The organism is Sphingobium sp. KCTC 72723 (assembly GCF_014280435.1).
In the GTDB taxonomy this organism is placed as follows: Bacteria; Pseudomonadota; Alphaproteobacteria; order Sphingomonadales; family Sphingomonadaceae; genus Sphingobium.
This window is the reverse complement of sequence record NZ_CP060388.1, coordinates 1,285,380-1,311,140: the sequence shown is the minus strand read 5'-3', so window position 1 is coordinate 1,311,140 and position 25,761 is coordinate 1,285,380. Positions and strand designations below refer to the sequence as shown.

26 protein-coding genes and 1 tRNA gene are annotated in these 25,761 nt (G+C 63.3%); 14 read left to right on the top strand and 13 right to left on the bottom strand.

Translation table 11 applies throughout. The annotated features are described in order from the left end of the window. Nucleotides 1-15 precede the first annotated feature (15 nt). The 3 genes from SPBM01_RS06495 to SPBM01_RS06485 are packed head-to-tail and all read right to left on the bottom strand — an operon-like array spanning nt 16 to nt 3,408. Nucleotides 16-885 (bottom strand): hypothetical protein, encoded by an 870-nt coding sequence (locus SPBM01_RS06495; protein ID WP_188064534.1) that lies wholly within the window; start codon nt 883-885, stop codon nt 16-18. Beyond that, the gene (locus tag SPBM01_RS06490; RefSeq protein ID WP_188064533.1) at nt 882-2,201 is read right to left on the bottom strand and encodes a replication-associated recombination protein A; all 1,320 of its coding nucleotides are present in this window, start codon (nt 2,199-2,201) and stop codon (nt 882-884) included. Before SPBM01_RS06490 ends, SPBM01_RS06495 begins: the two co-directional genes overlap by 4 nt. Nucleotides 2,202-2,229: 28 nt before the next feature. Continuing rightward, nucleotides 2,230-3,408 (bottom strand): glycosyltransferase family 4 protein, encoded by a 1,179-nt coding sequence (locus SPBM01_RS06485; protein ID WP_188064532.1) that lies wholly within the window; start codon nt 3,406-3,408, stop codon nt 2,230-2,232. A gap of 127 nt (nt 3,409-3,535) precedes the next feature. Here SPBM01_RS06485 and SPBM01_RS06480 point away from each other — a divergent pair, with 127 nt between their 5' ends. Both SPBM01_RS06480 and SPBM01_RS06475 read left to right on the top strand, forming a co-directional pair. Continuing rightward, entirely contained in the window at nt 3,536-3,754 is a 219-nt protein-coding gene (locus SPBM01_RS06480; protein WP_188064531.1) for a DUF2945 domain-containing protein, read from the top strand. A 60-nt stretch (nt 3,755-3,814) separates the two neighbouring features. Further along, nucleotides 3,815-4,468 carry an MOSC domain-containing protein gene (locus SPBM01_RS06475; RefSeq protein ID WP_188064530.1) on the top strand — a complete coding sequence of 218 codons (654 nt, stop codon included), beginning with the start codon at nt 3,815-3,817 and terminating at the stop codon, nt 4,466-4,468. Here the strand turns inward: SPBM01_RS06475 and SPBM01_RS06470 are convergent. Beyond that, nucleotides 4,465-4,863 (bottom strand): cupin domain-containing protein, encoded by a 399-nt coding sequence (locus SPBM01_RS06470; RefSeq protein WP_188064529.1) that lies wholly within the window; start codon nt 4,861-4,863, stop codon nt 4,465-4,467. The two genes, SPBM01_RS06475 and SPBM01_RS06470, sit on opposite strands and share 4 nt — an antisense overlap. 76 nt (nt 4,864-4,939) lie before the next feature. On the opposite strand from SPBM01_RS06470, the gene rnr reads away from it, so the two are divergent. Further along, nucleotides 4,940-7,273: a ribonuclease R gene (gene rnr / locus SPBM01_RS06465; protein WP_262504345.1), complete on the top strand. Its 2,334-nt coding sequence runs from the start codon at nt 4,940-4,942 to the stop codon at nt 7,271-7,273. Nucleotides 7,274-7,357: 84 nt separating this feature from the next. Here the strand turns inward: rnr and SPBM01_RS06460 are convergent, their stop codons facing one another. After that, nucleotides 7,358-7,813: a universal stress protein gene (locus SPBM01_RS06460; RefSeq protein ID WP_188064527.1), complete on the bottom strand. Its 456-nt coding sequence runs from the start codon at nt 7,811-7,813 to the stop codon at nt 7,358-7,360. A 187-nt stretch (nt 7,814-8,000) separates the two neighbouring features. Between SPBM01_RS06460 and SPBM01_RS06455 the strand changes: the two genes are divergently transcribed. Genes SPBM01_RS06455 through SPBM01_RS06440 form a run of 4 tightly spaced genes read left to right on the top strand, consistent with a single transcriptional unit; the run spans nt 8,001 to nt 11,769 of the window. Beyond that, complete coding sequence (locus tag SPBM01_RS06455; RefSeq protein ID WP_188064526.1) at nt 8,001-9,302, top strand: pyruvate dehydrogenase complex dihydrolipoamide acetyltransferase; 1,302 nt, start codon at nt 8,001-8,003, stop codon at nt 9,300-9,302. Then, a complete protein-coding gene (locus SPBM01_RS06450; RefSeq protein WP_188064525.1) occupies nt 9,302-9,700 on the top strand; it encodes an acyl-CoA thioesterase in 399 nt (132 codons plus the stop codon). Before SPBM01_RS06455 ends, SPBM01_RS06450 begins: the two co-directional genes overlap by 1 nt. Before the next feature lie 40 nt (nt 9,701-9,740). Continuing rightward, complete coding sequence (gene lpdA, locus SPBM01_RS06445; protein WP_188064524.1) at nt 9,741-11,156, top strand: dihydrolipoyl dehydrogenase; 1,416 nt, start codon at nt 9,741-9,743, stop codon at nt 11,154-11,156. Then, nucleotides 11,134-11,769, top strand: coding sequence for a phosphatase PAP2 family protein (locus SPBM01_RS06440; protein ID WP_188064523.1), 636 nt, complete (start codon nt 11,134-11,136; stop codon nt 11,767-11,769). Before lpdA ends, SPBM01_RS06440 begins: the two co-directional genes overlap by 23 nt. Here SPBM01_RS06440 and SPBM01_RS06435 read toward each other — a convergent pair. The 4 genes from SPBM01_RS06435 to map all read right to left on the bottom strand — a co-directional run bounded on the left by SPBM01_RS06435 (nt 11,749) and on the right by map (nt 16,304). Further along, nucleotides 11,749-13,227, bottom strand: coding sequence for a DUF2142 domain-containing protein (locus tag SPBM01_RS06435; RefSeq protein ID WP_188064522.1), 1,479 nt, complete (start codon nt 13,225-13,227; stop codon nt 11,749-11,751). The genes SPBM01_RS06440 and SPBM01_RS06435 overlap by 21 nt on opposite strands. 153 nt (nt 13,228-13,380) lie before the next feature. Continuing rightward, nucleotides 13,381-14,793, bottom strand: a complete 1,413-nt coding sequence (gene glnA, locus SPBM01_RS06430; protein WP_188064521.1) for a type I glutamate--ammonia ligase — start codon at nt 14,791-14,793, stop codon at nt 13,381-13,383. A gap of 99 nt (nt 14,794-14,892) precedes the next feature. Further along, nucleotides 14,893-15,231 carry a P-II family nitrogen regulator gene (locus SPBM01_RS06425; protein ID WP_043151458.1) on the bottom strand — a complete coding sequence of 113 codons (339 nt, stop codon included), beginning with the start codon at nt 15,229-15,231 and terminating at the stop codon, nt 14,893-14,895. A gap of 245 nt (nt 15,232-15,476) precedes the next feature. Beyond that, the gene (gene map / locus SPBM01_RS06420; RefSeq protein ID WP_188064520.1) at nt 15,477-16,304 is read right to left on the bottom strand and encodes a type I methionyl aminopeptidase; all 828 of its coding nucleotides are present in this window, start codon (nt 16,302-16,304) and stop codon (nt 15,477-15,479) included. An 80-nt stretch (nt 16,305-16,384) separates the two neighbouring features. On the opposite strand from map, the gene SPBM01_RS06415 reads away from it, so the two are divergent. Continuing rightward, entirely contained in the window at nt 16,385-17,146 is a 762-nt protein-coding gene (locus tag SPBM01_RS06415) for a competence/damage-inducible protein A (protein WP_188064519.1), read from the top strand. Nucleotides 17,147-17,167: 21 nt separating this feature from the next. Here the strand turns inward: SPBM01_RS06415 and SPBM01_RS06410 are convergent, their stop codons facing one another. After that, nucleotides 17,168-17,839 (bottom strand): spermidine synthase, encoded by a 672-nt coding sequence (locus SPBM01_RS06410; RefSeq protein WP_188064518.1) that lies wholly within the window; start codon nt 17,837-17,839, stop codon nt 17,168-17,170. A 134-nt stretch (nt 17,840-17,973) separates the two neighbouring features. Here SPBM01_RS06410 and SPBM01_RS06405 point away from each other — a divergent pair, with 134 nt between their 5' ends. Then, nucleotides 17,974-18,423, top strand: a complete 450-nt coding sequence (locus SPBM01_RS06405; protein ID WP_188064517.1) for a hypothetical protein — start codon at nt 17,974-17,976, stop codon at nt 18,421-18,423. Nucleotides 18,424-18,492: 69 nt separating this feature from the next. Here SPBM01_RS06405 and SPBM01_RS06400 read toward each other — a convergent pair. Both SPBM01_RS06400 and SPBM01_RS06395 read right to left on the bottom strand, forming a co-directional pair. Then, nucleotides 18,493-18,569, bottom strand: a tRNA-Pro gene (locus tag SPBM01_RS06400). Between the two features lie 105 nt (nt 18,570-18,674). Next, entirely contained in the window at nt 18,675-18,974 is a 300-nt protein-coding gene (locus SPBM01_RS06395; protein ID WP_188064516.1) for a JAB domain-containing protein, read from the bottom strand. A gap of 106 nt (nt 18,975-19,080) precedes the next feature. Here SPBM01_RS06395 and thyA point away from each other — a divergent pair, with 106 nt between their 5' ends. The 4 genes from thyA (at nt 19,081) to SPBM01_RS06375 (ending at nt 23,926) form a co-directional block, all read left to right on the top strand. Further along, the gene (gene thyA, locus SPBM01_RS06390; protein WP_188064515.1) at nt 19,081-20,061 is read left to right on the top strand and encodes a thymidylate synthase; all 981 of its coding nucleotides are present in this window, start codon (nt 19,081-19,083) and stop codon (nt 20,059-20,061) included. Between the two features lie 121 nt (nt 20,062-20,182). Next, a complete protein-coding gene (locus tag SPBM01_RS06385) occupies nt 20,183-21,478 on the top strand; it encodes a 3-methyl-2-oxobutanoate dehydrogenase (2-methylpropanoyl-transferring) subunit alpha (RefSeq protein ID WP_188064514.1) in 1,296 nt (431 codons plus the stop codon). A 138-nt stretch (nt 21,479-21,616) separates the two neighbouring features. Continuing rightward, the gene (locus SPBM01_RS06380) at nt 21,617-22,621 is read left to right on the top strand and encodes an alpha-ketoacid dehydrogenase subunit beta (RefSeq protein ID WP_188065585.1); all 1,005 of its coding nucleotides are present in this window, start codon (nt 21,617-21,619) and stop codon (nt 22,619-22,621) included. A gap of 6 nt (nt 22,622-22,627) precedes the next feature. After that, a complete protein-coding gene (locus tag SPBM01_RS06375; RefSeq protein ID WP_188064513.1) occupies nt 22,628-23,926 on the top strand; it encodes a dihydrolipoamide acetyltransferase family protein in 1,299 nt (432 codons plus the stop codon). Between the two features lie 10 nt (nt 23,927-23,936). Here the strand turns inward: SPBM01_RS06375 and SPBM01_RS06370 are convergent, their stop codons facing one another. Then, complete coding sequence (locus SPBM01_RS06370; protein ID WP_188064512.1) at nt 23,937-24,398, bottom strand: hypothetical protein; 462 nt, start codon at nt 24,396-24,398, stop codon at nt 23,937-23,939. Between the two features lie 170 nt (nt 24,399-24,568). On the opposite strand from SPBM01_RS06370, the gene SPBM01_RS06365 reads away from it, so the two are divergent. After that, entirely contained in the window at nt 24,569-25,723 is a 1,155-nt protein-coding gene (locus SPBM01_RS06365; protein WP_188064511.1) for an AI-2E family transporter, read from the top strand. Nucleotides 25,724-25,761: the final 38 nt, after the last annotated feature.

Here is a 25,761-nt window from a genome sequence, read left to right as displayed (position 1 = left end):
GCCAAGCCCTTACTATCAGATGACGCCGAACGTCCAGCCCTCAGTTTGCCCAATATGGGCGTCGAGCGCGACCGGGTTCCACAACGCGGCATCATGCGCAACGCCTCGCAACCAGGCGCATGTCAAAATCGCATCGGTGGCATGGTCGTTATAGCGGGGCAGGGGCGCGTGCGGCGCAACCCCCAACGCCGCCAGCGCCATGTCCAGCGCCGCGCCATCCCGCATCTTAGACCGGCCCTTGGGCATCCCCGCTGCCCGCGCCGCCAGCGATGTATAGATTTCCACGATCAGCGGCCCGTCATCTGGCACCGGATCGAACGGCCACACCGGCACTACTCCGCGCAGACGATGGAGCGATCGCATCGCCGTCAGGCTGGATTTGCCCACCTGCGCCGCGCCGACCAGATTGAAACAGCTATAGGGCGACAGGCCCATCGCCGCCTGTCCCAACTCGCACACCCGCAACCGCCCGCGCCCTGCCGCAAAGCGATCGCCACAATCGCCGATCTGCCGGAAATGCCGCCGCACTTCGCCATGGCCCAGCATAGTGCCGACCGACAGATGCAGATCCGCGTCGGCCATCGCGTCGACCATCGCCCATAATTTTTTGGCATTGGCGGGCGATTCGGCCCAGCCGGGAAAATAGCCGCCCGCATCGACAAAGGGCAGGGCAGGGGACAGGTCCATGCCAATCAGCATCCGGCGTTTCGCGCGTCCCTGATCGGCGATCCATTCCGTTATCGTCGCCCGGCTCCACCCGTCCTCCGGCGCGACCATCACCGGCGGCGCATCATCCCGCCCGGCCCATGCCAGCGCCAGCCCTTTGGGCCGCGCCACGGCCTGTCCCGACCAGTCGATGACGGCAAACTGGTCGAACGGCCTCACGCCCCGCCACGTTCGGCGCGCAGCCGGTTCCAATAGGCGATCCGCTCGGCAATCCGCGCCTCATATCCCCGGTCGGTCGGCGCATAGAAGGTCTGCGCCTCCATCTCCTCCGGCCAGTAATCCGCGCCGGAAAAGCCATCCACCGCGTCATGATCATATTGATAGCCTTTGCCGTAACCGACATCCTTCATCAGCTTGGTCGGCGCGTTCAGGATGTTTTGCGGCGGCATCAGCGACCCGGTGTCGCGCGCCGATTTGAACGACGCTTTCATCGCCATATAGGCCGCGTTGGATTTGGGCGCGGTCGCGCAATATAGGCAGGCCTGCACGATCGCGACTTCGCCTTCGGGCGAACCCAGAAAATCATAGGCATCTTTGGCGGCCAGACACTGGATCAGCGCCTGCGGATCGGCGAGGCCAATATCTTCCGCTGCAAAGCGCACCAACCGGCGCAGCACATAAAGCGGCTGTTCCCCCGCCACCAGCATCCGCGCCATATAATAAAGCGCGGCCTGCGGATCGGACCCGCGCAGCGACTTATGCAGCGCGGAAATCAGGTTATAATGCCCCTCCCGATCCTTGTCATACACCGCGACCCGGCGGTGGAGCAGGGCGGACAGCGCAGCCGGATCGAGCGGCACCGGGATCGCAATCGAATAGAGCGTCTCGACCTGATTGAGCAGGAAACGCCCGTCGCCATCGGCACTGGCCACCAGCGCTTCGCGCGCCGCAGGAGTGAGCGGCAGGGCGCGTCCCGTCTCCGCTTCCGCCCGGTCGATCAACTGCTCCAGCGCCGCCGCGTCCAGCCGTCGCAGGATCAACACCTGCGCCCGCGACAGCAAAGCCGCGTTCAACTCGAAACTGGGATTTTCGGTCGTCGCCCCGACCAGAGTGACAGTGCCATTTTCGACAAAGGGCAGGAAACTGTCCTGCTGCGCCCGGTTGAAGCGGTGGATCTCATCCACGAATAACAAGGTCTTGTTACCGCGCCGGGCATGATCCTTGGCTGTGGCAAAGACTTTCTTGAGGTCGGCGACGCCCGAAAACACGGCGGAAATCGCCATGAATTCCATCCCCACCGCATCGGCCAGCAACCGCGCGGTGGTTGTCTTGCCGGTGCCGGGCGGTCCCCACAGGATGATCGACGACAGCCGCCCCGCCGCCACCATCCGCCCGATCGCGCCTTCCGGTCCGGTCAGATGTTCCTGACCCACCACCTGCGCCAGCGTGCGCGGGCGCAGCCGGTCGGCCAGCGGAGCGCTGTCTGCTGGCGCATCGGCGCCAGCGGCATCATCGGGAGCGAAAAGATCAGCCATCGGTCCCGATATAGGGATGAAAGGACGTTCAGGGAACCGGGCTGGAACGGGGCATCGTGCCCTGTTCGCGCTGGCGGATGATGCGCAGATAGGTATCGACCAGCGCCTGATTGACCTGATCCCACCCATTGCGTTCGGCCCGTGCCTGTGCCGCGACACCAGCATGGCCGCGCGCGTCGGCGTCCGTGCAATAATCGGCCAGTGCATCAGCGAAAGACCCGATCGCGCCGGGGCGGATCAGACGGCCAGTGACGCGATCGACCAACAGGCTTTCGCTGCCCGTTGCCCGCGCTGCCACGGTCGGCAGGGCGCACGCCATCGCTTCCAGCGTCACATTGCCGAACGTCTCGGTGACGGACGGGTTGAACAGCATGTCCATGCTGGCGACTGCCCGGCCCAGATCCTGCCCCTGCTGGAACCCGGTAAAGACCGCGCCGGGCAAGCGGTTCTGGAACCATTCGCGTGCCGGGCCTTCGCCCACGACCAGCACCTTGTGCGGCACCTGTCGGCTCGTCAGCTGGTCGATCGTGTCGGAAAACACGTCCAGCCCCTTTTCCATCACCAACCGGCCGATGAAGCCAATCGTCGGCATGTCATCGGCGATGCCGACCGAGCGCCGCCAGTCCAGATCGCGACGACCCGGATTGAAAATCTCCCGGTCGATGCCGCGTGTCCAGATACCGACATCATAGCTCATCCGCTGTTCGCGCAGCAGTTGCGCCATCGATTCGGACGGCGCGACAATGGCGTCGCAGCGGCGATAGAAGCGCCGCAATATGCCCTCTATCACTGGCTCCAGAAAGGCCAGACCATAATAGCGGGGATAGGTTTCGAACCGTGTATGCACCGATGCCACCGTCGGCAATCCATGCGCCCGCGCCCAGCTGAGCGCGCGATGGCCCAGCGGATCGGGGCTGGACAGGTGGACCAGATTGGGTGCGAACGCCTTGAGATCGCGGCGAACATGCGCCGACATGGCATAGGGTATGCGATATTCCTTGCGCCCTGGCACCGGCACCGACGGCGTGCTGACCAGATCGCCTGCGGGGGCAAAGGCGGGCGTGTCGGTGGTCGGCGAATAGACCCGCACGCTTGCCCCCTGCCGCAGCAAATAGCCCACGAAGCGGTTGAGCGCCTGATTGGCCCCATCGCGCACATAATTATAATTGCCGCTGAACAGCGCAACGCGAAGGCCGGTAGCATCCATGCGCGCCCTTTAGCGCAAGAGTTGCCAAAACCCAAGGGAACCAGTCAAGCCGTTGGGATTTATGCCTTTCGTTGGCAAGGATGCACCGGCTGGCGCAGTTGCGCCCAAAATAGGAGAGGATGCCCCAATGGCTCAGACATTCCGTACAGGAACGCGGGTCAGGTGGAATTGGGGGCAGGGCGTCGGCCGGGGACGCATTACGGAGCGATTCGAACATCCTGTCGAACGCACGATCGAAGGCGCGCTGATCCGCCGCAACGGATCGCACGATGACCCGGCCTTTCTGATCGAAACCGACAATGGCGGAAAGGTGCTGAAACTGCGTTCGGAAATCGACGCCGGGTAAAGCCAGCCACCGTCAACCGACCCCTCGCCTCCGCCGCGCCGCCATGGCATGAAGGCGGGCATGGACACGCCCTTCATGACCATCGACGCGCTGCTGGTCGGCACGCCCGTTCCGTTTCGCGGCGACGATTATAGCGCCATCGCCAAACGCCCGGTGGACGGCCCGGTGCAAATCACATGGGATGGCTTTGTCGGCAATCAGGTCGCTGACCCGATCCACCATGGCGGCTGGGACAAGGCGATACACCTCTACCCGCAAGATCATTATGACTGGTGGCGCGCGGCAAGGTCGGGCCATCCGTTACTGGACGCACCCGGCGCATTCGGCGAAAATATCGCCTCGCGCGGCATGACGGAGGCTGACCTGTGCCTGGGCGACCGCTTCACTCTGGGCAGCGCCATCGTGGAGGTCAGCCATGGTCGCCAGCCCTGCTGGAAACTCGACCATCGCTTCGGCGCGCGCGACGTCATGGCGACGATCGTCAAGACCGCCCGCTGCGGCATCTATTTCCGGGTCATCCGCGAAGGGGAGGCGGCGGCGGGTACGCGCATGGAACTGATCGATCGCCCGCTGCCCGACTGGAACATCGATCGTATCTTCCGCCTGCTGATCGGCGGTGGCCACAAGCGCGATCCTCACGCCGTGCGCGCGCTGGCGGACATGCCGTTGCTGGCCGAAGCATGGCGCGACCGCGCGCGCAAATTGGCGGGTTAGGGCGTTCCGGCCTGCGGCGCCTCTGTCCGGTCGCCATGGCTCTTGGGTGTCGAATTGACGATGATGTCTACCGGCGCGGCACTCCGATTCTGCGCCTGATGCGCGATGCCAGGCGCTATTTCGATCCCCTGACCCGCGTGCAGCACACGGGTCGTCCCGCCGACCTCCATCGTCAGTTCGCCCGCCAGCACATAGAAAAATTGCCGCGCCCGCGCATGAACATGCCGCACCTCGCTTGCCCCCGGCGCGATCCGTTCGGCGATGACCGACATGTCGTCGCGCTTCACAAGATGCCAGCCGTCATTGACCCCACCCCAGACATAATGTTCGCCCGTGGCCCGGTCGATCGGAACCGGCTGTTGCGCGGCGGCGGCAAGGAGGAGCAGGAGCATCATGCCCCCTTGAACGATCCGCAACTGCCGTCCCGCCATGCCACTGGCGCGCGCCCCGCCGCCCCCCTATAGCCATGACATGACATCCAACGACAAAAAGGCGCCCACGCCAAAGCGCCCCGCCCGCGACCGCGTGCGCCCCGCCGGTTTCCCGACCCGCACCGAAATCATGGACTTCATCACCACGTCCGACCAGCCAGCGGGCAAGCGCGAAATCGCCAAGGCTTTCGGCCTCAAGGGCCAGGAAAAGATCGCGTTGAAAGCCTTGCTCAAGGACATGGCCGACGAAGGCATGATCGACCTTGGCCCCGCCCGTGCTTTCCACAAGCTGGGCGGCGTCCCCAAAGTCACTGTGCTGCGCATCGTCGATGTCAACGACACGACCCTGATCGCCATCCCCGAACGGTGGGAAGCCGAAGGCCAGCCCGCGCCCCGCCTGCGCGTCATGGAGCGCGGCAAACGCGGCGCACTCACCGTCGGCGACCGCATCCTCGCCCGGACGGAGGAGGCCGGCAACGGCTGGGTCGCGCACCCGATGAAGAAGCTCGAAAAATCGACCGAGATGCTGCTCGGCGTGGTCGAGGAAATGGCCGATGGCAAGCTGTGGCTGCGCCCGGTGGACAAGCGCATCCGCAAGGATACGCCGATCAGCGACGCAGGCAACGCCAAGAAGGGCGATCTGGTGCTGGCCGAACCCACCGGCCGCCCGCCGCGCATTTCCGCGCGCGTCACCGACATTTTGGGCGATCCCTTCGCCCCGCGCAGTTTCAGCCTGATTGCCATCCACAAACATGGCATTCCCAACGTCTTCCCCGAAGCGGTGGAGGAAGAAGCGCTCGCCGCGTCCGCGCTGCCGCTGCATGAGGAAAAGCGCGAGGATCTGCGCCACCTTCCCATCGTGGCGATCGATCCGTCCGACGCGCGCGACCATGACGATGCGGTCTGGGCTACGCCCGACGCGGACGAAGCCAATCCCGGCGGCTTCCGCGCCATCGTCGCCATCGCCGATGTCAGCTATTATGTCCGCCCCGGCAGCGCGCTGGACCGCGAAGCGCGCAAGCGCGGCAACAGCGTCTATTTCCCCGACCTCGTCGTCCCCATGCTGCCGCATCAATTGTCGTCCGACATGTGTTCGCTGCGCGCGGGGCAGGATCGTGCGGCTATGGCCTGCCACCTCGTCCTCAACGCGGCGGGCAAGGTCATATCATGGCGCTTTTCCCGCGCCATCATCCGCGTCGCTGCCGTGCTGGCTTATGAAGACGCACAGGCCGCGATCGACGGCACGCGCGATCATCCCCTGCTCGAAACCGCGCTCAAGCCGCTCTGGGCCTGTTGGGACTTGCTGCACAAGGCGCGGCTGGCGCGCGAGCCGCTGGCGCTCGACCTGCCCGAACGGCGCGTGGTGCTGGACGAATGGGGCAAGATCGTCAGCGTCGCGATACGCGAACGGCTCGACGCGCATATGCTGATCGAAGATTATATGATCGCCGCCAACGTCGCGGCTGCCAAGGCGCTGGAACAGAAGAAAGCGCCGGTCATGTATCGCGTCCATGAACCGCCCAGCCGCGACAAGCTGGTCGCGCTCAAGGAATATCTGGCGACCTTCGACATCGACTTCGCCCTGGGTCAGGTGGTGCGCCCCGCGACCTTCAACCACCTCATCAAGCGGGTGGGGGAGGCGGAGGAAAAGCCCCAGATCATGGAGCAGATCCTGCGCAGCCAGACGCAGGCTTATTACAGCCCGGTCAATATGGGCCATTTCGGCCTGGCGCTTGGCTCCTACGGCCATTTCACTTCGCCCATTCGCCGCTATGCCGACCTTCTGGTCCATCGCGCGCTCGTCGGCGCGCACGGGCTGGAACTGCCCGCGCCCAAGGGAAATGTCATCCCCGCCAAATCCTCGCTCAGTGTCGCTGATTATGAGAATATGGGCAAGGTCGGCGAAATGATCAGCCAGTTCGAGCGCCGCGCGATGGAAGCGGAGCGTGAGACGGTGGACCGCTATGTCGCCGCCTATCTTGCTGCCCATGTCGGCGAAATCGTCCATGCGCGCATCACCGGCGTCCAGAATTTCGGCTTCTTCGCCACGGTGGAGGGGTTGGGCGGCGATGGCCTCGTCCATATCTCGACGCTGGGCCGCGAACGCTTCTTCCATGACGAAGCGGGCCGGGCCTTGGAGGGCGTGGAAAGCGGCGATCGCTACACCGTCGGCCAGCGGCTCGACCTGCGACTGGCCGAAGCCGACCCGATCAACGGCGTGCTACGCTTCGAACTGCCCGACTCGCCCCCGTCGCGCGGTGGACCGGGCAGGCAGGACCGCACCCGTCCGGGCAACTCCCGCTCCATCACCCATCGCGGCCGCCCCGCCAATGTCCGTCATATCGGCGGCAAAAGGGGTAAGCATAAGCGGTAGTGCATCTCGTCATTGCGAGCGTAGCGAAGCAATCCATGGTGGCGCGATGGATTGCTTCGCTACGCTCGCAATGACGCTGGGTTCTCAACTCAACCGATCAATCGCCTCTGCGTCCAGCCCGCCGGGAATGACCATGATGGGGCAGGGCATCTTGCCCGCGTCCGCGCCCGCAAAGTGCGACACCAAGGCACCGGGCGGCCCGCTTGCCGCCGCGCCCAGCACCAGTGCGGCGACATCGTCCATTTCATCGAGCGTGCGCCGCACCACCGTCACTGCGTCGCCCTGCCGCACGGTAATGCTCGGACGGATGCCGGACTCATCGGTCAGCGTGCCTGCCGCGCTGGTCACCAGCGCCTCGGCGCGTTGCAGCGCTTCATCCTCCATCGTCGCCTGCACGCCGCCCCACTGGACGAACTCTGCGGGCGGGATAAGGGCGAGGATGCGGACCGATCCGCCGGTCTTAGTCGCCCGGCGCGCGGCAAAGCGCAGCGCGGTTTCCGCCTCCGCCGATTCGTCCACGACAACCAGATATGTCCGCACTTTCCATCGCCCCCGCGTTGCGCCAACGGCCTTGCCGGACCGTCAATTCCGGTCCAACGAACCAGTGCGGTGAAATGTGGGCCATAATCGCCCCTTCCGCAAGGCGTCGCTTGACCGATCCGGCGAATGGGTGAAAACGAACACCAAATGGCGCGTGCCGCACAAGTAAAGAAGAGGCCCAGAACGCATGAGCAAGACGATCCAGATGCCCGCTTTGTCCCCCACTATGGAGGAGGGAACTCTGGCCAAATGGCTGGTGAAGGAAGGGGATACGGTATCGTCCGGCGATCTGCTGGCGGAAATAGAGACGGACAAGGCGACGATGGAATTCGAAGCCGTCGATGAAGGCATCGTCGCCAAGATATTGGTGTCGGAAGGGTCCGAGGGCGTGAAGGTCGGCACCGTCATCGCCATCATCGCCGAAGAAGGCGAAGATGTCGCGACTGCCGCAGCATCTGGTGGCACCGCCAAGGCCGAAGCCGCACCCAAGGCTGATCCGGTTCCAGCCAAGGCAGAGGCAGCCCCGGTCGCCGCGCCCAAGGCGGACACCGTTCCCGCCACCCCGTCCAGCGATGCGCGCGTCAAGGCCAGCCCGCTCGCCCGCCGTCTGGCGGAGGCCAAGGGCATTGATCTGGCCAGCCTGTCCGGCTCCGGTCCCAATGGTCGCATCGTCAAGGGCGATCTGGACGGCGCAAAGGAGGGCGTGGCAGCGCCTGTTGCCAAGGCTGCTGCACCTGTCGCTGCGTCCGCCCCAGCCGCTGCGCCCGCGCCGGTTGCCGCCGCTGCGCAGGATTTCGGCATCCCGCACGAAGTCGTCAAGCTCAGCGGTATGCGCAAGACGATCGCGCGCCGTCTGACCGAATCCAAGCAGCAGGTGCCGCACATCTACCTGACGGTGGATATTCAGCTCGACAAGCTGCTCAAGCTGCGCGGTGAACTCAATGCGGGTCTGGCCAGCCGCAAGGTGAAGCTGTCGGTCAACGATCTGCTCATCAAGGCGCTGGGCGTCGCGCTGATGGAAGTGCCGGAATGTAACGTGCAGTTTGCGGGCGACCAGATGCTGCAATTCACCCGCGCCGACATCAGCGTTGCGGTGTCCATCCCCGGCGGCCTCATCACCCCGATCGTCACGGACGCCGGTGCGAAGGGCGTTGCCGCCATTTCGAACGCGATGAAGGATCTGGCCGACCGCGCCAAGGCGGGCAAGCTCCAGCCGTCCGAATATCAGGGCGGCACGGCGTCGCTGTCCAACATGGGCATGTTCGGCATCAAGCAGTTTGAAGCCGTCATCAACCCGCCACAGGCCATGATCATGGCGATCGGCGCAGGCGAAAAGCGGCCCTTCGTGATCGACGATTCACTCCAGATCGCGACCGTCATGTCTGCCACCGGCAGCTTCGATCACCGCGCCATCGACGGTGCGGACGGCGCGCGCCTGATGAAGGCGTTCAAGGAACTGATCGAAAACCCGATCGGTATGCTGGCCTGATGCCATTTGTCGACGAAACGCCGCCGCAGGACAGTCCTGCGATCCGGGTCATCGCCATGCCTGCCGATACCAATCCACATGGGGATATTTTCGGCGGCTGGTTGATGAGCCTGATGGATTCGGCGGCGGGTTCGGTCGCGGCCCGCTACAGCCATGGCCGTGCCGTCACGATTTCGGTGGAGGGCATGACCTTCCTGCGCCCCGTCATCGTCGGCGACGAAGTATCTGTGTTCGCGTCGCTGGCCTCGGTCGGTCGCACGTCGATGAAGATCGCGGTGGAAGCATGGCGTCGTGCGCGCCATGACGACCGTTCCTATCGCGTGACGCAGGCCAGCTTCACCTTCGTGGCGATCGGCGAAGATCGTCAGCCCCGTTCCGTTCCGCCCATCACGGGCTGAAACACCGACCAAATTTCAAGAAAAATGAGCGAGAGTGACTATGGCTGAAACATATGATGTCATCGTTCTGGGTTCCGGTCCCGGCGGCTATGTCGCCGCGATCCGCAGCGCCCAGCTGGGTCTCAAGACCGCAATCGTGGAGCGCGAAAATCTTGGCGGCATCTGCCTCAACTGGGGCTGCATCCCGACCAAGGCGCTGCTGCGTTCGGCTGAAATCTTCCATTATATGCAGCACGCCAAGGATTATGGCCTGGCCGCGGACAATATCACCGCCGACATCGAAGCGGTGGTGAAGCGCTCGCGCGGCGTTGCCAAACAACTTAATCAGGGCGTCACCCACCTGATGAAGAAGAACAAGATCACCGTCCATATGGGCGATGGCAAGCTGGTGGCGAAGGGCAAGCTGTCCGTGACCAAGGACGGCAAGTCCGAAGAACTGACCGCCAAACATATCATCATTGCCACGGGCGCGCGCGCCCGCGACCTTCCGCAACTCAAGGCCGACGGCAAGCGGGTATGGACATACCGCCACGCCATGACCCCGCCAGAAATGCCGACCAAGCTGCTGGTCATCGGTTCGGGCGCGATCGGTATTGAATTTGCCAGCTTTTACAATGATATGGGTGCTGACGTGACCGTCGTGGAAATGATGGACCGTATCGTCCCGGTCGAAGATGCCGACGTCTCCGCCTTTCTGGAGAAGGCCGTCAAGAAGCAGGGTATGACCGTGCTTACCAGTGCGAAGATCGAAATGATCCAGACTGGCGAGAAGGGCGTCACTGCCACGATCAAGGACAAGGCTGGCAAGGAAACGACCACCGAATTTAGCCATGCCATCGTCGCCATCGGCATCGTGCCGAACGTCGAAAATCTGGGTCTGGAAGATGTCGGCATCGAACCCGACCAGCGCTACCATATCAAGACCGACGCCTATGGCCGCACCAATGTCGATGGCATGTGGGCCATTGGTGACGTGACCGCGCCGCCATGGCTTGCGCATAAGGCCAGCCATGAAGGCGTCATCGTCGCCGAAGCGATCGCGCAGGCATTGGGCAACAAGGATGTGCATCCCCACGCCATGGACGTGCGGAACATCCCAGGCTGCACCTATTGCCACCCGCAAATCGCCAGCGTGGGCCTGACCGAAGCCAAGGCGAAGGAAGCGGGTTACGAGGTCAAGGTCGGCATGTTCCCCTTCATCGGCAATGGCAAGGCAATCGCGCTGGGCGAATCCGAAGGCTTCACCAAGACCGTGTTCGACGCCAAGACCGGCGAACTGCTGGGCGCGCACATGATCGGCGCGGAAGTGACCGAGATGATCCAGGGCTATACCATCGGCAAGACGCTGGAAACGACCGAAGCGGAACTGATGCACACGGTATTCCCGCATCCCACCATTTCGGAATCGATGCACGAAAGCGTGCTGGCGGCTTATGGTCGCGCGCTCCATATCTGATCGGCGCACAATTGTGGCAAAGGGCGCGGGGGCTTTGGCTCTCGCGCTTTTTTGCGTCCTGGCCATCGCGCTGATGCAGCGGGCCGGGTGGCTCGACGCGCTGAATGTCGGGTTGATGGGGCGGGCGGGCGTTGCGCGCGACAATGGCGTGGGGCAGCATATCTCGCTGCTGATGCGCATGGCATCGGTGGTCGGGGACACGATCGGGCGGCTCGTGATTTTAGCGATCACATTGTCCATCTTGCTGTCTACCAAACGCCGCGCGGCAGCGCTTTGGCTGGCGCTGATGATGGCGGGCGGCACCGTGCTAAACCTTGTTCTGAAACAGATTTTTGCTGCGCCCCGCCCGGACCTTCTGCCCCATCTCGACATCGTGCATAGCTATAGTTTCCCCAGCGGCCATGCGGCGGGCAACATGATGATGTTCGGCGCGCTGGCGATGTTGGCGGCACGACGCGGCGGCTATTGGGCGGCAGGCGGCATGATCGCGCTCATCGGGATCAGCCGGGTCTGGCTGGGCGTCCACTGGCCAAGCGACGTCGTCGCGGGCTTTGTCGAAGGGCTGGGCTGGCTGGTCTTTTGCCGCGTCTGGTTACCAGCGCGGCGAGGGTAGGAATAGCGCGCGGGTCAGGCTTTCGTGCGGCGGCATCCCGTCGCTGGTGACAAAACCATGGATCCAGAAACTGTCCCAGACGGTGAATCCGGCCATGACGATCAGGACCAATGCACTGACGGCAAAAACGGTGCGCGCACCCCGCACCGGGCGATCGGGCGACAATGCCATCAACGCCAGTGGCAAGAGCGGCAGGAAATAGCGACCCTGCGTCCCCTGGATGAAGTCTGCGCCGGGTGGCGTGCCGGTCAGATACATCGCCGTTTCGATCAGCATGGCCGTTCCCGCCACGACCGCGATCCACCACAGCCGCTGACCTATGCCAAAACGCGCACCCGCGCCGCTCAGCGCTGCCGCGCCCAGCATGACCGCCGCGATTGGATAGGCGATCAGCGGCATCAGAATTGCGTTCCATCCGAACCGGCCGACGATCTGCAACGCATAGACTGGCCCGCGCTCGACCATGCTTGAAAGCAGGATTCGGGCATAGCCGACCGGATCGTTCAGGATCACCGCCAGTTGGTCGGCCAGTGGCGCAGTCATCACGCTCTGACCCGTCTTGCGCGACATGATATGATAGAGCGCCTGACTGCCGCCCGAATATTTCATCCAGCCAACAAACACCGCCGCGCCCAGCAGCATAGCGCCAAGGATCAGCCACGGCCGCGCATCGCGTCGATGTCGGGGCCAGCGCAGACCCGCCGCCATCAGCGGGAGATAGACGCCTTTGGCCAGCGCCAGCAACGGGGCGGCGGCGAACATTCCCTTCGACGACTGCCCCATGAAGCCGACTCGCAACGCCAGCGCCAGGCCAAGGAACGCGATGCCGTTGATGACGGCATCAGGCGAAAGCGATCCGATCTGGTAGGAAAATGTCGGCAGCACCGCAACGCCCAGCATCGCCGTCCGGCCGAAGGGAATAAGCCGCAGGGCCAGCGCCAGCAGAGCCAGCGCCGTCAACGCATTGGCCAGACGCCCGGCATAGAAGGCACCAACGCGCGGCAGGCCGATTGCATCGCCGATCCGCAGTCCGGCAGCACCGGGCGCGTAGAGCGTTGGCGCATAGTTGGCGACATTGGGAAATTCGGCGAAGATCGCGCCGGGGCGGCCAGTATCGGCGCGCCAAGCCTGCGCCAATGTCGATGGATCGAACCGGCGCGCCGTTGGCGGCACTTCGGTAGAAAAATCGACTCGGTGCAGGTCGATGCCGGAGCGCGGAAGTGCGGCCCCGATCGCCGCGCCGCGCTGCTCGGCCAGCAGGCGACCTTCGGACAGCAGCAACGCTTTCATATAATGCTGGTTTTCATCGGGAGCCTGAAAAGGTGGCGTCACCAACGCGAAGAACAGCGTCGCGGCGCAGGTCGCCAGTAGCAGCATCTTTTCGACCGCCGACCATGGCGCAGCGAACAGCATGTCCGCGCGCGTCGCCTGCGTCGCCCTGATCCGCTCGTTTCGCATTGCTGCTCCATACCGTCCGTTACGGGCTTTTTAGGCTGTGGGCCTTAATATTTCTCCTTGATGTGCGAATCTTGCTGGACGGCAAACGGACATGGAAAAGGCCCGGTCGCTGGTGCGACCGGGCCTTTCCGTTGTGCTGCGCTGAAAAAAAGATCAGCCGCTATAATACATGTCGAATTCGACCGGCGAAGGCGACATTTCCCAGCGGGCGACTTCGGGCCATTTCAGCTCGATATAGGCTTCGATCTGATCCTTGGTGAACACGCCGCCCTTGAGCAGATAGTCGTGGTCGGCGATCAGGCTGTCGAGGGCTTCACGCAGGCTGCCGCAAACGGTGGGAACCAGGCTCAGTTCTTCCGGGGGAAGATCGTAGAGGTTCTTGTCCATCGACGGGCCGGGGTGGATCTTGTTTTCGATGCCGTCGATGCCCGCCATCAGCAGAGCGGCGGTCGACAGGTAGGAGTTGGCGAGCGGATCGGGGAAGCGGAATTCGACGCGCTTCGCCTTGGTGCCGGCGCCATAGGGGATACGGCACGAAGCCGAACGGTTGCGCGCCGAATAGGCGAGCAGCACGGGCGCTTCATAGCCCGGCACCAGCCGCTTGTAGCTGTTGGTGGTCGGGTTGGTGAAGGCGTTCAGCGACTTGGCGTGCTTGATGACGCCGCCGATGAAGTAGAGGCAGGTTTCAGACAGGCCGGCATAGCCGTCGCCGGCAAAGGTGTTCTCACCCTTGTTCCAGATCGAAATATGCGTGTGCATACCCGACCCGTTATCTTCCTTGATCGGCTTGGGCATGAAGGTTGCGGTCTTGCCATAGGCCTGGGCAACCATCTTCACGACATATTTGTAGATCTGGATGCGATCGCAGGTTTCGACCAGCTTGCCGAAGGTAAGGCCCAGTTCGTGCTGGCTGCCCGCGACTTCATGGTGATGCTTGTCCATGGGCAGGCCCATTTCCATCAGCGTCGTCACCATTTCGGCGCGGATGTCGGTGGTCACATCGACCGGGCCGACCGGGAAATAGCCGCCCTTGGCGCGCGGGCGGTGACCCATGTTGCCGCCGTCATAGCTGGTGCCGGTGTTGGTCGGCAATTCGACATCGTCCAGCTTGTAGAAGGACGAGCTGTAGGTGTTGTCGAATTCGACGCTGTCGAACATGAAAAATTCGGGTTCCGGGCCGATATAGACCGTGTCGCCCAGGCCGGTCGACTTGAGGAACTGTTCGGCGCGCTTGGCGGTCGAGCGCGGATCGCGCGAATAGAGCGAGCCATCAAGTGGTTCGACGATATCGCAGACCAGGATCATCATCGGCGTCGCGCTGAACGGATCGAAGAATACAGCGTCGAGATCCGGCTTGAGGATCATGTCCGATTCGTTGATTTCCTTCCAGCCCTCGATCGAGGAGCCGTCGAACATCAGGCCGTCGGTCAACTCATCTTCGCCGATGACGTTGGCGCACATGGTCAGGTGATGCCAGATGCCCTTGGGATCGGTGAAGCGAACATCGACCCATTCGATTTCCTTTTCCTCGATCATCTTCAGGATGTCTTTTGGCGTATTGGCCATGTGCGCTTGCCCTTCTCGTTTGATACCCCCCCGAAGGGGTAGATGGATGCCCATTGTTCCGTCGCCCCGCGCAGGAAGCGGCGAGAATTTGCTTGAAAATCAGATGGCGTCGCTGTCCCGTTCGCCGGTGCGGATGCGGACAGCGCCCTCGACATTGGAAATGAAGATCTTGCCGTCGCCGATGCGCCCGGTCTGCGCAGCGGCGCAGATCGCTTCGACCACACGATCGGCCAGCGCGTCGTCCACGACGACCTCCAGCTTCACCTTGGGCAGGAAATCGACGACATATTCGGCGCCGCGATAAAGTTCGGTATGGCCCTTCTGGCGGCCGAAACCCTTGGCTTCGGTGACGGTGATGCCGGATACGCCTACTTCGTGGAGCGCTTCCTTCACCTCGTCCAGCTTGAACGGCTTAATGATCGCTTCGATCTTTTTCATCACTCATATTCCCAACCCATGACGCACGCAGGGATGCAGGCGAAACCTGAACCCCTCTCTCCTCAAGGAACGATCGTCATGCCCCCCAAAGGCTGGCGCCGTTCCCCTTGTTCTTCAATTACCGTGCCAAATCGCGAATCGCTAGAACATGCTTTCGGCGATGCAGCAATCTTTGTCCATATTGCCTGAATTCAGGGCAATTTCATGCCTTCCTGCCCGTTTTTTGGGCAGCTTGTCCGGCGCGCTCACAGATAGGGCGGCGCATTCAGTCCGGCAGGGCTTTTGGTGAAGATTTCGCAGCCGGTTTCGGTGATGCCGATGCTGTGTTCGAACTGGGCGGACAGGGTGCGGTCGCGCGTCACCGCCGTCCAGCCATCATCCAGCATCCTCACGCCCGGTTTACCGATGTTGATCATCGGTTCGATGGTGAAGAACATGCCGGGGTGCAGCTCCGGGCCAGTGCCGGGGCGGCCGATATGGACGACTTCCGGGCTGTCGTGAAACACCTGGCCTAGGCCATGGCCACAGAAGTCGCGTACCACGCCATAACGGTGCTTTTCGGCATGACGCTGGATGACATGGCCGATGTCGCCCAGATGATTGCCCGGCTTTGCCTGCTCGATGCCCAGCATCAGGCATTCATAGGTCACTTCGACCAGTCGCCGCGCCTTGATCGGCGCATCGCCCGCGATGAACATGCGGCTGGTGTCGCCATGCCAGCCATCGACCAGCGGAGTGACGTCGATATTGACGATGTCGCCGTCTTTCAGCCGGTAGTCGCCGGGGATGCCATGGCAGATGACGGTGTTGATCGAGGTGCAGCAACTGTGCGTGTAACCGCGATAGCCCAGCGTTGCAGGCACCCCGCCGCCATCCAGCGTCATGCGCCGGACGATGTCGTCCAGTTCGCCGGTGCTGACCCCCGGCACGACATGGGGGACAAGGGCGTCGAGGATTTCGGCGGCCAGTCGCCCGGCCTTGCGCATCCCGGCGAAACCCGCCTCATCATAGAGTTTAATCGCCGAGGAGCGGGAGACGGGCGCATCGGCCGTCATGGTCATATATTCGGTCATGGACCGATTATAGGGGCATGTGCCGCATAATGCGAGAGGGCGGCTAGGCATTGCGCGCCGCGCAGGCTATGGGCGTTGCCATGGCCGATACGAACCGTCTGTGGACCGCCGCGCTGATCGTGATCGGCGATGAAATCCTGTCCGGTCGCACCCAGGACCGCAACATTGCGCAGATCGCCACATGGCTGAATGTGCAGGGGATCCGCCTGCGCGAAGTGCGGGTGGTGGCCGATGACCGGCACGCGATCGTCGAGTCGGTCAACATCCTGCGGGCGCGCAACGATTATCTGTTCACGACGGGCGGCATAGGCCCGACTCATGACGACATCACGGTCGATGCGATCGCGGCGGCACTGGGCGTTTCGGTGGAAATTCATGACGGCGCGCGCACGATGCTGGCGGGCTATTATGCAACGCGCGGCGGATTGACCGAAGCCCGGTTGCGCATGGCGCGCGTTCCTGCCGGGGCAAGCCTGATCGAAAATCGCATGTCTGGTGCGCCGGGCATCCGTCATGGCAATATCTTCATCATGGCGGGCGTGCCGCATATTACGGCCGGTATGCTCGACAGCCTGACCGGGACGTTGGAAGGCGGATTGCCGCTATTATCAGCGACGATCGGATGCTGGGTGGCCGAAAGCGAGATTGCCGACCTGCTCGCCGGGTCGGAACGGGCGCATGACGGGTGCCAGATCGGCAGCTATCCTTTTTTCCGCGAAGGCCGGACCGGCGCGAATTTCGTGATTCGCTCGACCGATCAGGCGGCGATCGACAATTGCGTGGCCAGCCTGTCCGCTGCGTTGGAAAGCGGCGGCTGGCCAGTCGTTGCAGGCGGCATATAGGATAGGCGCGCGCTATCGCGCCTAGTTTTTCCGCGCGAACCAGATGACATGGCGTGGCCCCTTGCCGTTGTCGCGCGCCTTGACCGCGACTTCGTCCACATCAAAGCCTGCATTGCGCAGGCGGCGGGTGAATGCATCGTCCGATCCGGCGGACCATACCGCCAATATGCCGCCGGGGCGCAGCGCATGTTTGGCGATGCCAAGGCCTTTGCCGGAATAAAGCTGATCATTGGCCTCCACGGTCAGGCCATCGGGACCATTGTCCACGTCCAGCAGGATGGCGTCATAACGCCCCGGACCATCGACGATGGCGGTTGCCACGTCACCCATGACCAGTTCGACACGCGGATCGTCCAGGCAACCCGCTGCCAGATCGACCATCGGGCCGCGCGCCCATGCGATGATTTCGGGGACCAGTTCGACCAGCGTAATACGCGCGTCCCCCGGCAACGCCGCCAGCGCCGCACGCAGGGTAAAGCCCATGCCGTAACCGCCGATCAGCAAATGCGGCGCGCGGCGGCCTGCCAGCCGTTCGATCGTCATGTCGGCCAGCGCCTTTTCCGATCCGCTCATCCGGCTGCTCATCAATTCGTTGCGGTCCAGCACGATCATAAAATCCTTGTCCCGGCGATAGAGCTTGAGTTCGTCCCCGCCCGGAATGGGGGCGGAACCAAGATATTCGCGCGGCGTCATATTCTGTCCTTTGCGTGGCGTATCGGTGGATGGAGCGCATGGCAGCTTGGCTTCCGTCACGCAAATGCTACAGGCACCAGGCGATGCCGTCCGTTGATGGCCAGACATACCGATCGGCAGGCAGTATTTCGTTCATGCGCTATTTTCTCGATACTGAATTTAACGGCTTTGGCGGCGCGCTGATCAGCGTCGCGCTGGTCCCCGAACATGGCGACCAGGAATTTTACGTCACACTGCCGTTACCGGACGAAGTCGAGGGCTGGGTGTCGCAGCATGTCGTTCCCTATCTGCGCCATGTGCCGCCGGGCATCGACCTGCAACTCAACCGGGTGGAGGCGGCCGATCATGTCGCTGCCTATCTGGAGGGGGATTCCGATCCCGTAATCATAGCGGACTGGCCGGAGGATCTGGCCCATTTTTGCGCGCTGCTGGTCACCGGGCCGGGGCGCATGGCGGGGGTGGATTTCGGCCTGCGGCTCGAACTCATCAATGCGGCGGGTTTCAGCGCGGCGGCCAACAGCCGGGTGCCGCACAATGCGTTGCATGACGCACGGGCGCTGCGCGATTTCTACCTGGCCGATTGAGGGAAAGGCGCGCCGGTATCGCGCCCCCCGCATGGGGTGGCGAAATACCGGAACGGCGCGAAAATCATGTGGTCGGGGAAAGAGGATTCGAACCTCCGGCCCCTGCCTCCCGAAGACAGTGCTCTACCAGGCTGAGCTATTCCCCGACCGATGCCGGTGCCGCCTTGTGAGCGGCCCCGTAAGGCAGGTCGCAGCCTATAGAGACGGCTTTTCAGGCTGGCAAGCGGGCAGGGACGCTTTTTTTGCTGCCGTCATAAAAGCCCTGCTGCGCGGAAGCTGAACCGTTTTTCGCCTGCCCGGATCATATGATCGGCCAGGTGCATATCGAGCGCGCGCAGTCGCCGGGCCACCGATCGGGTCAGTGCGATGTCGGCGGGGGCGGGGAAGGGACCAGCGGCCGTTCTGCGGTGTTGATAGAGGGCCAGCCATTGCCCGTCATGGTCCAGCACGCGACGCAGGATGGTGCGCCATTCCCCGGCCAGCGGCACGCGATGGCAGGGCCGCCAGACGGGGTCGAGGATCAGCAGGTCCAGAGCATCGACATGGGCCATGACGGCAGGATGCCCCGGCGGCGCGGAATCGCCAGCGCAGATTGATCCGATCTGGCAGTTATATGCGGCGTTGGCGGCTGTGGCGTCCTTGGGCTAAAGGCAGGCAATGCCAGAGTCCTTGTTTCGCAGGAAGCCCGCCTTGACCGATACGCCCCCTTCGACCGCACCCCATTATGAACAGCAATATCTGGACCTGATGCGGCATATCTGGACGAAGGGCGACGAGCGGATCGACCGGACGGGGGTTGGTACCCGGTCGGTGCTGGGGGCGACGATGCGCTTTTCGCTGGCGGACGATGCGATCCCGCTGCTGACGACCAAGCGCGTCTTTTGGAAGGCTGCGGCGCGGGAGATGCTGTGGTTCCTGACCGGGGACACCAATATTCGCGCGCTGGTGGAGCAGGGGGTGCATATCTGGACCGACTGGCCGCTCGACAGCTATCGCCGGGCGACGGGCGAGACGATCGACCGGGATGCGTTCGAGGCGCGGATCATTGCGGACGAGGCGTTCGCGTTGCAGTGGGGCGATCTTGGCCCGGTTTATGGCGCGCAATGGGTGAACTGGCCGCGTTATGAACCAGCCGGGGATGGCCTGTTTCGGCGGGCGGACAAGGGGCATAACCAGATTGCCGATCTGGTCACAGCGATCCGGGCGACGCCGGGGTCGCGGCGCTTGCTGTTTACCGGCTGGAACGTGGCGGAAGTGGCGCAGATGGCGCTGCCGCCCTGTCATATGACCTATCAGTTCCAGGTGTCCGACGGGAAGCTGAACGGCCTGCTGTTTCAGCGCAGTTGCGACCTGGGGCTGGGCTTTGCCTTCAACATTTTCGGCCTGTCGCTGATCACCCGGATGCTGGCGCAACAATGCGATCTGGAGCCGGGGGAAGTCGTTTGGCAGGGGGGCGACGTTCACCTCTATCTGAACCACGCTGCGCTGGTGGAGGAGCAGATGAGTCGCATTCCGTCGGGCGCGCCGAAACTACGGATCAAAAGCCCCCCTTCATCCATTTTCGACTATGCCATCGAGGATTTCGAGGTGGTGGATTATACGCCGCAAGCCGCCATTTCTGCGCCTGTCGCGGTCTGAAACAGACAGCGAGATGGACATAGGGTCACGAAAAATTGGGTAAGGGAGGCTTGCCTTTTATAACGTTGTAATTTAATGTCCGCATTAAGCAATATTATTGCAATGCACCATAGGAGGCAGGATGACCGATCCCGACGATCACGGCGCTGTGCAAGGCCATGAAGGGCGCAATTTGCCCCCGCTGCGCCTGCATGTTCCTGAACCGCCAGCCCGGCCGGGCGAAAGCGCCGACTTCACCCATTTCGACATTCCGGCCGTCGATGCAGCCCCGCGACCGGACGAAGCGGCGGCGCCCGGCACGATGCGCGATCTGGCCTATGGGCTGGTGCGGGTGCTGGACGCCGATGGCGTGGCAGGCGGACAATGGAACCCCAAGCTGCCGCCCGAAACGCTGTTGCGGATGTTGCGCACGATGGCGCTGACCCGCGCGTTCGACGCGCGGATGTTTCGCGCGCAGCGGCAGGGCAAGACCAGTTTCTACATGAAGTCCACGGGCGAGGAAGCCGTGTCGATCGGCGCGGCGCTGGCCCTGTCGCGCGACGACATGTGCTTTCCCAGCTATCGCCAGCAGGGGATATTGATCGCGCGCGACTGGCCCATCATCGACATGATGAACCAGATTTATTCCAACAAGGGCGACCGGCTGAAAGGGCGGCAGTTGCCGATCATGTATTCGGCGCGGGAGGCTGGCTTCTTCTCGATCTCCGGCAATCTGACGACGCAATATCCGCAAGCGGTCGGATGGGCGATGGCAAGCGCGGCCAAGGGCGACACGCGGATCGCCGCGACATGGTGCGGCGAAGGATCGACGGCGGAGGGTGACTTCCACAATGCCTGCACCTTTGCCAGTGTCTATCGTGCGCCCGTCATATTGAATGTCGTTAATAATCAATGGGCTATCAGCAGCTTTTCAGGTTTTGCGGGCGGTGAGGCGACGACGTTCGCCGCGCGCGCGGTCGGCTATGGCATTGCGGGGCTGCGGGTCGATGGCAATGATGTGCTGGCGGTCTATGCCGCCACGCGATGGGCCGCCGACCGGGCGCGGGCCAATGCCGGGCCGACGCTGATCGAGCATTTCACCTATCGCGTCGAGGGGCATAGCACGTCGGACGACCCGACCGCCTATCGTTCCGCCGAGGAAAGCAGCCTGTGGCCGCTGGGCGACCCGATCGCCCGGTTGAAGCAGCATTGCATCGCGCTGGGCATCTGGGACGAGGAACGGCACGCGGCGATGGACAAGGAATTGGCCGAACATGTCCGCGACGCCGCGCGGGAAGCGGAGAAGAACGGTATCCTTGGCCACGGCCTGCATCATCCGATGGAGAGCCTGTTCGAGGATGTGTTCGAGGAAATGCCGTGGCACCTGAAGGAACAGCAGCAACAGATGCTGGACGAATGGAAGGCGGCGGGGCTGTGATGGATTTCAGCACAATGCCCGTCATCCCAGCGGAGGCTGGGATCTCCCTTTTCTGCAACGTCGCGCCTGAAGCCAGAGAGATCCCAGCCTCCGCTGGGATGACGGAATTGGAGGTTTCCCATGACTGAAACCACCCATATGAACATGATCCAGGCGATCAACAGCGCCATGGACGTGATGATGGAACGCGACCCCGATGTGGTCGTGATGGGCGAGGATGTCGGCTTTTTCGGCGGCGTTTTTCGCGCCACAGCGGGCTTGCAGGAAAAATATGGCAAGAACCGGGTGTTCGACACGCCGATCACCGAATGCGGGATCATCGGCGTGGCGGTGGGCATGGGCGCATATGGCCTGCGCCCGGTGCCGGAAATCCAGTTTGCCGACTATATCTATCCCGCGCTCGACCAGTTGGTCAGCGAAGCGGCGCGGCTGCGTTATCGGTCGGCGGGCGAGTTCATTGCGCCGATGACGGTGCGATCGCCCTTTGGCGGGGGGATTTTCGGCGGGCAGACGCATTCGCAATCGCCCGAAGGCATCTTCACCCATTGTTCGGGGATCAAGACGGTAATTCCGTCTACCCCCTATGACGCCAAGGGGCTGCTGATCGCCGCGATCGAGGATAATGATCCGACGATCTTCTTCGAACCCAAGCGCATCTATAATGGGCCGTTCGATGGCCATTATGACACGCCCGCCAAAAGCTGGGCAGGTCATGCAGATGCGCAGGTGCCGACCGGCTATTACCGCATCCCTCTGGGCAAGGCGCGAACCGTCCGGGCGGGGGAGGCGCTGACGATCCTGTGCTATGGCACGATGGTCCATGTGGTCGAGGATACCGTAAGGGCCATGGGGCTGGACGCGGACATCGTGGACCTGCGTTCGTTGGTGCCGCTGGACATAGAGGCGATCGAGGCGTCGGTGAAAAAGACCGGGCGTTGCCTGATCGTCCATGAAGCCACGCGCACCAGCGGGTTCGGCGCGGAGTTGATGGCACAGGTGCAGGAACGCTGTTTCTATCATCTCGAAGCGCCGATCGAGCGCGTGACCGGGTTCGACACGCCCTATCCGCATAGCCTGGAGTGGGCCTATTTCCCCGGACCCGTCCGCATCCGCGAAGCCATCAACAAGATCATGAAGGATTGAGCTGTCATGGCGCTTTTCACATTCAAGTTGCCCGATATTGGTGAGGGCATAGCGCAGGCCGAGATCGTCGGCTGGCACGTCAAGGTGGGCGACCGGGTCGAGGAGGATCAGCCGATCGCCGACATGATGACCGACAAGGCGACAGTCGAGATGGAAAGCCCGGTGGCGGGCGTCGTCACGCGATTGGCCGGGGAGCCGGGCGATCAGGTGTCGATCGGCGCGATGCTGGTGGAGATTGAGGTCGAGGTCGAGGGTGGCGAGGCAATTGCGCCAGCGCCTTCGGACGCGGCGATTGCGGCGGAGACGGCGGTAACAGAATCTCCCCTCCCTGTTGGGGAGGGGCCGGGGGTGGGCAGCGAGCGCAGCGAGCCTGCCGTCGTCCACGAGGAAGTGTCGGCTTCGCCTCCACCCACCCCCGACCCTTCCCTAACAGGGAGGGGGGGAGAGAAAGTGCTTGCCTCCCCTGCCGTTCGCGCGCGGGCGAAGGATCTGGGCATTGACCTTGCGCTGGTGAAATCGGCGGGCGATCATGTGCGTCATGCCGATCTCGACGCCTATCTGCTCTATGGACAGGGGCAGGGGTATCGCCCGGCGGGACGGGCGGCGCGGCGGCCCGACGAGCAGGTCAGGGTCATCGGGATGCGGCGCCGGATCGCGGAGAATATGGCCGCTTCCAAACGGCATATCCCGCATTTCTCCTATGTCGAGGAAATCGACGTGACCGCGCTGGAGGCGTTGCGGGCGCAGTTGAACGGTGGACGCGGGGACCGGCCCAAGCTGACCATGTTGCCGCTGCTGATCGTGGCGATTTGCCGCGCGGTGGCGGATTTCCCGATGCTTAATGCGCGGTATGATGATGAAGCGGGCGTGGTGACGCGCCATGGGTCGGTGCATCTGGGGCTGGCGACGCAGACGGACGCTGGCCTGATGGTGCCGGTGATCCGCGACGCGCAGGACCGCAATGTCTGGCAATTGGCGAGCGAGATCGGGCGGCTGGCCGATGCGGCGCGGACGGGCAAGGCGAAGTCGGAGGAATTGTCCGGCTCCACCCTGACGCTCACGTCGCTGGGTCCGCTGGGCGGGATTGCGACCACGCCGGTCATCAACCGGCCTGAAGTGGCGATCATCGGCCCCAACCGGGTGATCGAGCGGCCGGTCTTTCGCGGCAAGGAAATCGTCGCCGCCAAGCTGATGAACCTGTCGATCAGTTGCGACCATCGCGTTGTCGATGGCTGGGACGCGGCCAGCTATGTGCAGGCTGTGCGGCGGTTGCTGGAAAATCCGGCGCTGCTGTTCGTGGACTAAATCGCGCGGTTCAGCGCATCGTCGCGCGGTAGGTCAGCCGTCCGCCCTTACCCGGCGGGACGGCGGTGGGCAGGGTCCAGCGGATGTGCGTGACGTCCGCCGGCACGGCGCGGCGGGTGCCGCCAAGGGGCGTGGGCAGCCATAGCTGGTCCATCCGGCCCCAATGTGCGCCACCATCGACCGATACCTGTATCGCCGGGTCGGTCGCGTTGGGTTGCACGCCGCGCGGCAGGGCGCGGGTGACGGCAGGATCACGCAGGGGGCGGTCGCTTTCATTGCGCCAGTGGACGATGACGATCAACTGGTCGCCCGGTGCGGCCCGATCCGCACTGGCGAGCAGGCGGCGGGGGCGGCCGTTGATGTCGGTCGTGACGCGCTCCACGAACATCTGGGTGTCGAGCCGCAGCGCAGGTTGCGCCGTTGCGCCGTGCAGCGGCGCTATGCCCGCCAGCACGATATAAGCTGCCTTCATCCAAAGCCCCGTTACGTTTTGCGTCCCCACGGCCAGTTGTAGCGGCGATGGCCCAATATTTGGTTAAGCCGCTGTTTTTCCTTTCGGTCCGCGACTGCATTGCAAATTGACGGTCCCCTGCGCGCGGCGCACATCATGAAACGGGCATAAGCACAGGGATTCGATCAGGCGTGAAACCGGGTGAGCAGCATGAGATCAACCGCAGGCGCGACCGGTTGCTGGCGTCTATCGCACTGACGGCGGGGATCGGGCTGGCGCTGGCGCTGCCCTTCGCGTTGCGGGCAGGGGCGGAGTTTTTCCTGCCGCTGACCGCTGCGCTGGTGATCGCCGTTGCGCTGGTGCCGTTGCTGGAATGGATGGAGCGGCGGCGAGTGCCGTCCGGACTGGCGGCGTTGCTTTCGGTCATCGGCTTTCTGGTGGTGGCCAACACTGCACTGGTGCTGATTATCGTGCCGGCGACCGACTGGTTCCTGATCCTGCCTCGGCGGCTGCCACAGATACAGGCGAACTTGGCCCCGCTGATCGACTTTTACGCCAACCTCCAGCGCTTCGTCGATGAAACGGTGCAAATGCTGGCGACGGGTCCGGTTGCGGCGGCGCAGACGGCGGCGGTGGATACGCCCCGGTCGCTGCTTCAGTTTGCGGCGACATCGGCCCCGTCGGCGATCATCCAGATGGTGTTCGCGCTGCTCATCATCTATTTCTTTCTGGCCGGGTGGACCCGGCTGCGCCGTCGCACGATAAACAGCCGGGGCAGTTTCGACGGCGCGATGGCCGTTGCGCGGGTGATCCAGAATGTCGTCGATGCAACGTCGGCCTATGTCATTACCATTGCCACCATCAACCTATGCCTGGGGCTGGCGATCGCGCTGGCGCTGTGGCTGATCGGGATGCCGTCGCCGCTGATGTGGGGCGGCATCGTCGCTTTGCTGAACTTCATTCCCTATTTCGGGCCGATGCTGGCGGCGGTGCTGCTGGGGCTGGGCGGGTTGATGGTGTTCGACGATGTGTGGGTCGCGCTGATGCCTGCCGCGCTTCAGGTCGCGTTTCATCTGGTGGAGGCCAATGTCATCACGCCCACCGTGCTGGGACGGCGGTTGACGATGAACCCGCTGCTGATTCTGGTGTCGCTGGCCTTTTGGGGATGGGTCTGGGGGACGCCGGGGGCGTTGCTGGGCGTGCCGTTGCTGATCATCGTCCAGACGGTCGTGGCGGCGGCGGGAACGCCGGACATCGCAGGTTTTCTGTTCGAGCGCGGCACGTTGACGGTCGATCCGCGCAAAGAAAGTGACGAGAAAGACGAAAGAGATGTTACGGACGGTTGACAGTATCGGCGGGCGACCATAGAGGACCGCTCACCGAA

Coding starts and splice junctions, on each gene's coding strand:
- SPBM01_RS06490 (WP_188064533.1), bottom strand. CDS start 2,201: ATGGCTGATCTTTTCGCTCCCGATGATGCCGCTGGCGCCGATGCGCCA.
- SPBM01_RS06485 (WP_188064532.1), bottom strand. CDS start 3,408: ATGGATGCTACCGGCCTTCGCGTTGCGCTGTTCAGCGGCAATTATAAT.
- SPBM01_RS06480 (WP_188064531.1), top strand. CDS start 3,536: ATGGCTCAGACATTCCGTACAGGAACGCGGGTCAGGTGGAATTGGGGG.
- SPBM01_RS06475 (WP_188064530.1), top strand. CDS start 3,815: ATGGACACGCCCTTCATGACCATCGACGCGCTGCTGGTCGGCACGCCC.
- SPBM01_RS06470 (WP_188064529.1), bottom strand. CDS start 4,863: ATGATGCTCCTGCTCCTCCTTGCCGCCGCCGCGCAACAGCCGGTTCCG.
- rnr (WP_262504345.1), top strand. CDS start 4,940: ATGACATCCAACGACAAAAAGGCGCCCACGCCAAAGCGCCCCGCCCGC.
- SPBM01_RS06455 (WP_188064526.1), top strand. CDS start 8,001: ATGAGCAAGACGATCCAGATGCCCGCTTTGTCCCCCACTATGGAGGAG.
- SPBM01_RS06450 (WP_188064525.1), top strand. CDS start 9,302: ATGCCATTTGTCGACGAAACGCCGCCGCAGGACAGTCCTGCGATCCGG.
- lpdA (WP_188064524.1), top strand. CDS start 9,741: ATGGCTGAAACATATGATGTCATCGTTCTGGGTTCCGGTCCCGGCGGC.
- SPBM01_RS06440 (WP_188064523.1), top strand. CDS start 11,134: ATGGTCGCGCGCTCCATATCTGATCGGCGCACAATTGTGGCAAAGGGC.
- SPBM01_RS06435 (WP_188064522.1), bottom strand. CDS start 13,227: ATGCGAAACGAGCGGATCAGGGCGACGCAGGCGACGCGCGCGGACATG.
- glnA (WP_188064521.1), bottom strand. CDS start 14,793: ATGGCCAATACGCCAAAAGACATCCTGAAGATGATCGAGGAAAAGGAA.
- SPBM01_RS06425 (WP_043151458.1), bottom strand. CDS start 15,231: ATGAAAAAGATCGAAGCGATCATTAAGCCGTTCAAGCTGGACGAGGTG.
- map (WP_188064520.1), bottom strand. CDS start 16,304: ATGACCGAATATATGACCATGACGGCCGATGCGCCCGTCTCCCGCTCC.
- SPBM01_RS06415 (WP_188064519.1), top strand. CDS start 16,385: ATGGCCGATACGAACCGTCTGTGGACCGCCGCGCTGATCGTGATCGGC.
- SPBM01_RS06410 (WP_188064518.1), bottom strand. CDS start 17,839: ATGACGCCGCGCGAATATCTTGGTTCCGCCCCCATTCCGGGCGGGGAC.
- SPBM01_RS06405 (WP_188064517.1), top strand. CDS start 17,974: ATGCGCTATTTTCTCGATACTGAATTTAACGGCTTTGGCGGCGCGCTG.
- SPBM01_RS06395 (WP_188064516.1), bottom strand. CDS start 18,974: ATGGCCCATGTCGATGCTCTGGACCTGCTGATCCTCGACCCCGTCTGG.
- thyA (WP_188064515.1), top strand. CDS start 19,081: ATGCCAGAGTCCTTGTTTCGCAGGAAGCCCGCCTTGACCGATACGCCC.
- SPBM01_RS06385 (WP_188064514.1), top strand. CDS start 20,183: ATGACCGATCCCGACGATCACGGCGCTGTGCAAGGCCATGAAGGGCGC.
- SPBM01_RS06380 (WP_188065585.1), top strand. CDS start 21,617: ATGAACATGATCCAGGCGATCAACAGCGCCATGGACGTGATGATGGAA.
- SPBM01_RS06375 (WP_188064513.1), top strand. CDS start 22,628: ATGGCGCTTTTCACATTCAAGTTGCCCGATATTGGTGAGGGCATAGCG.
- SPBM01_RS06370 (WP_188064512.1), bottom strand. CDS start 24,398: ATGAAGGCAGCTTATATCGTGCTGGCGGGCATAGCGCCGCTGCACGGC.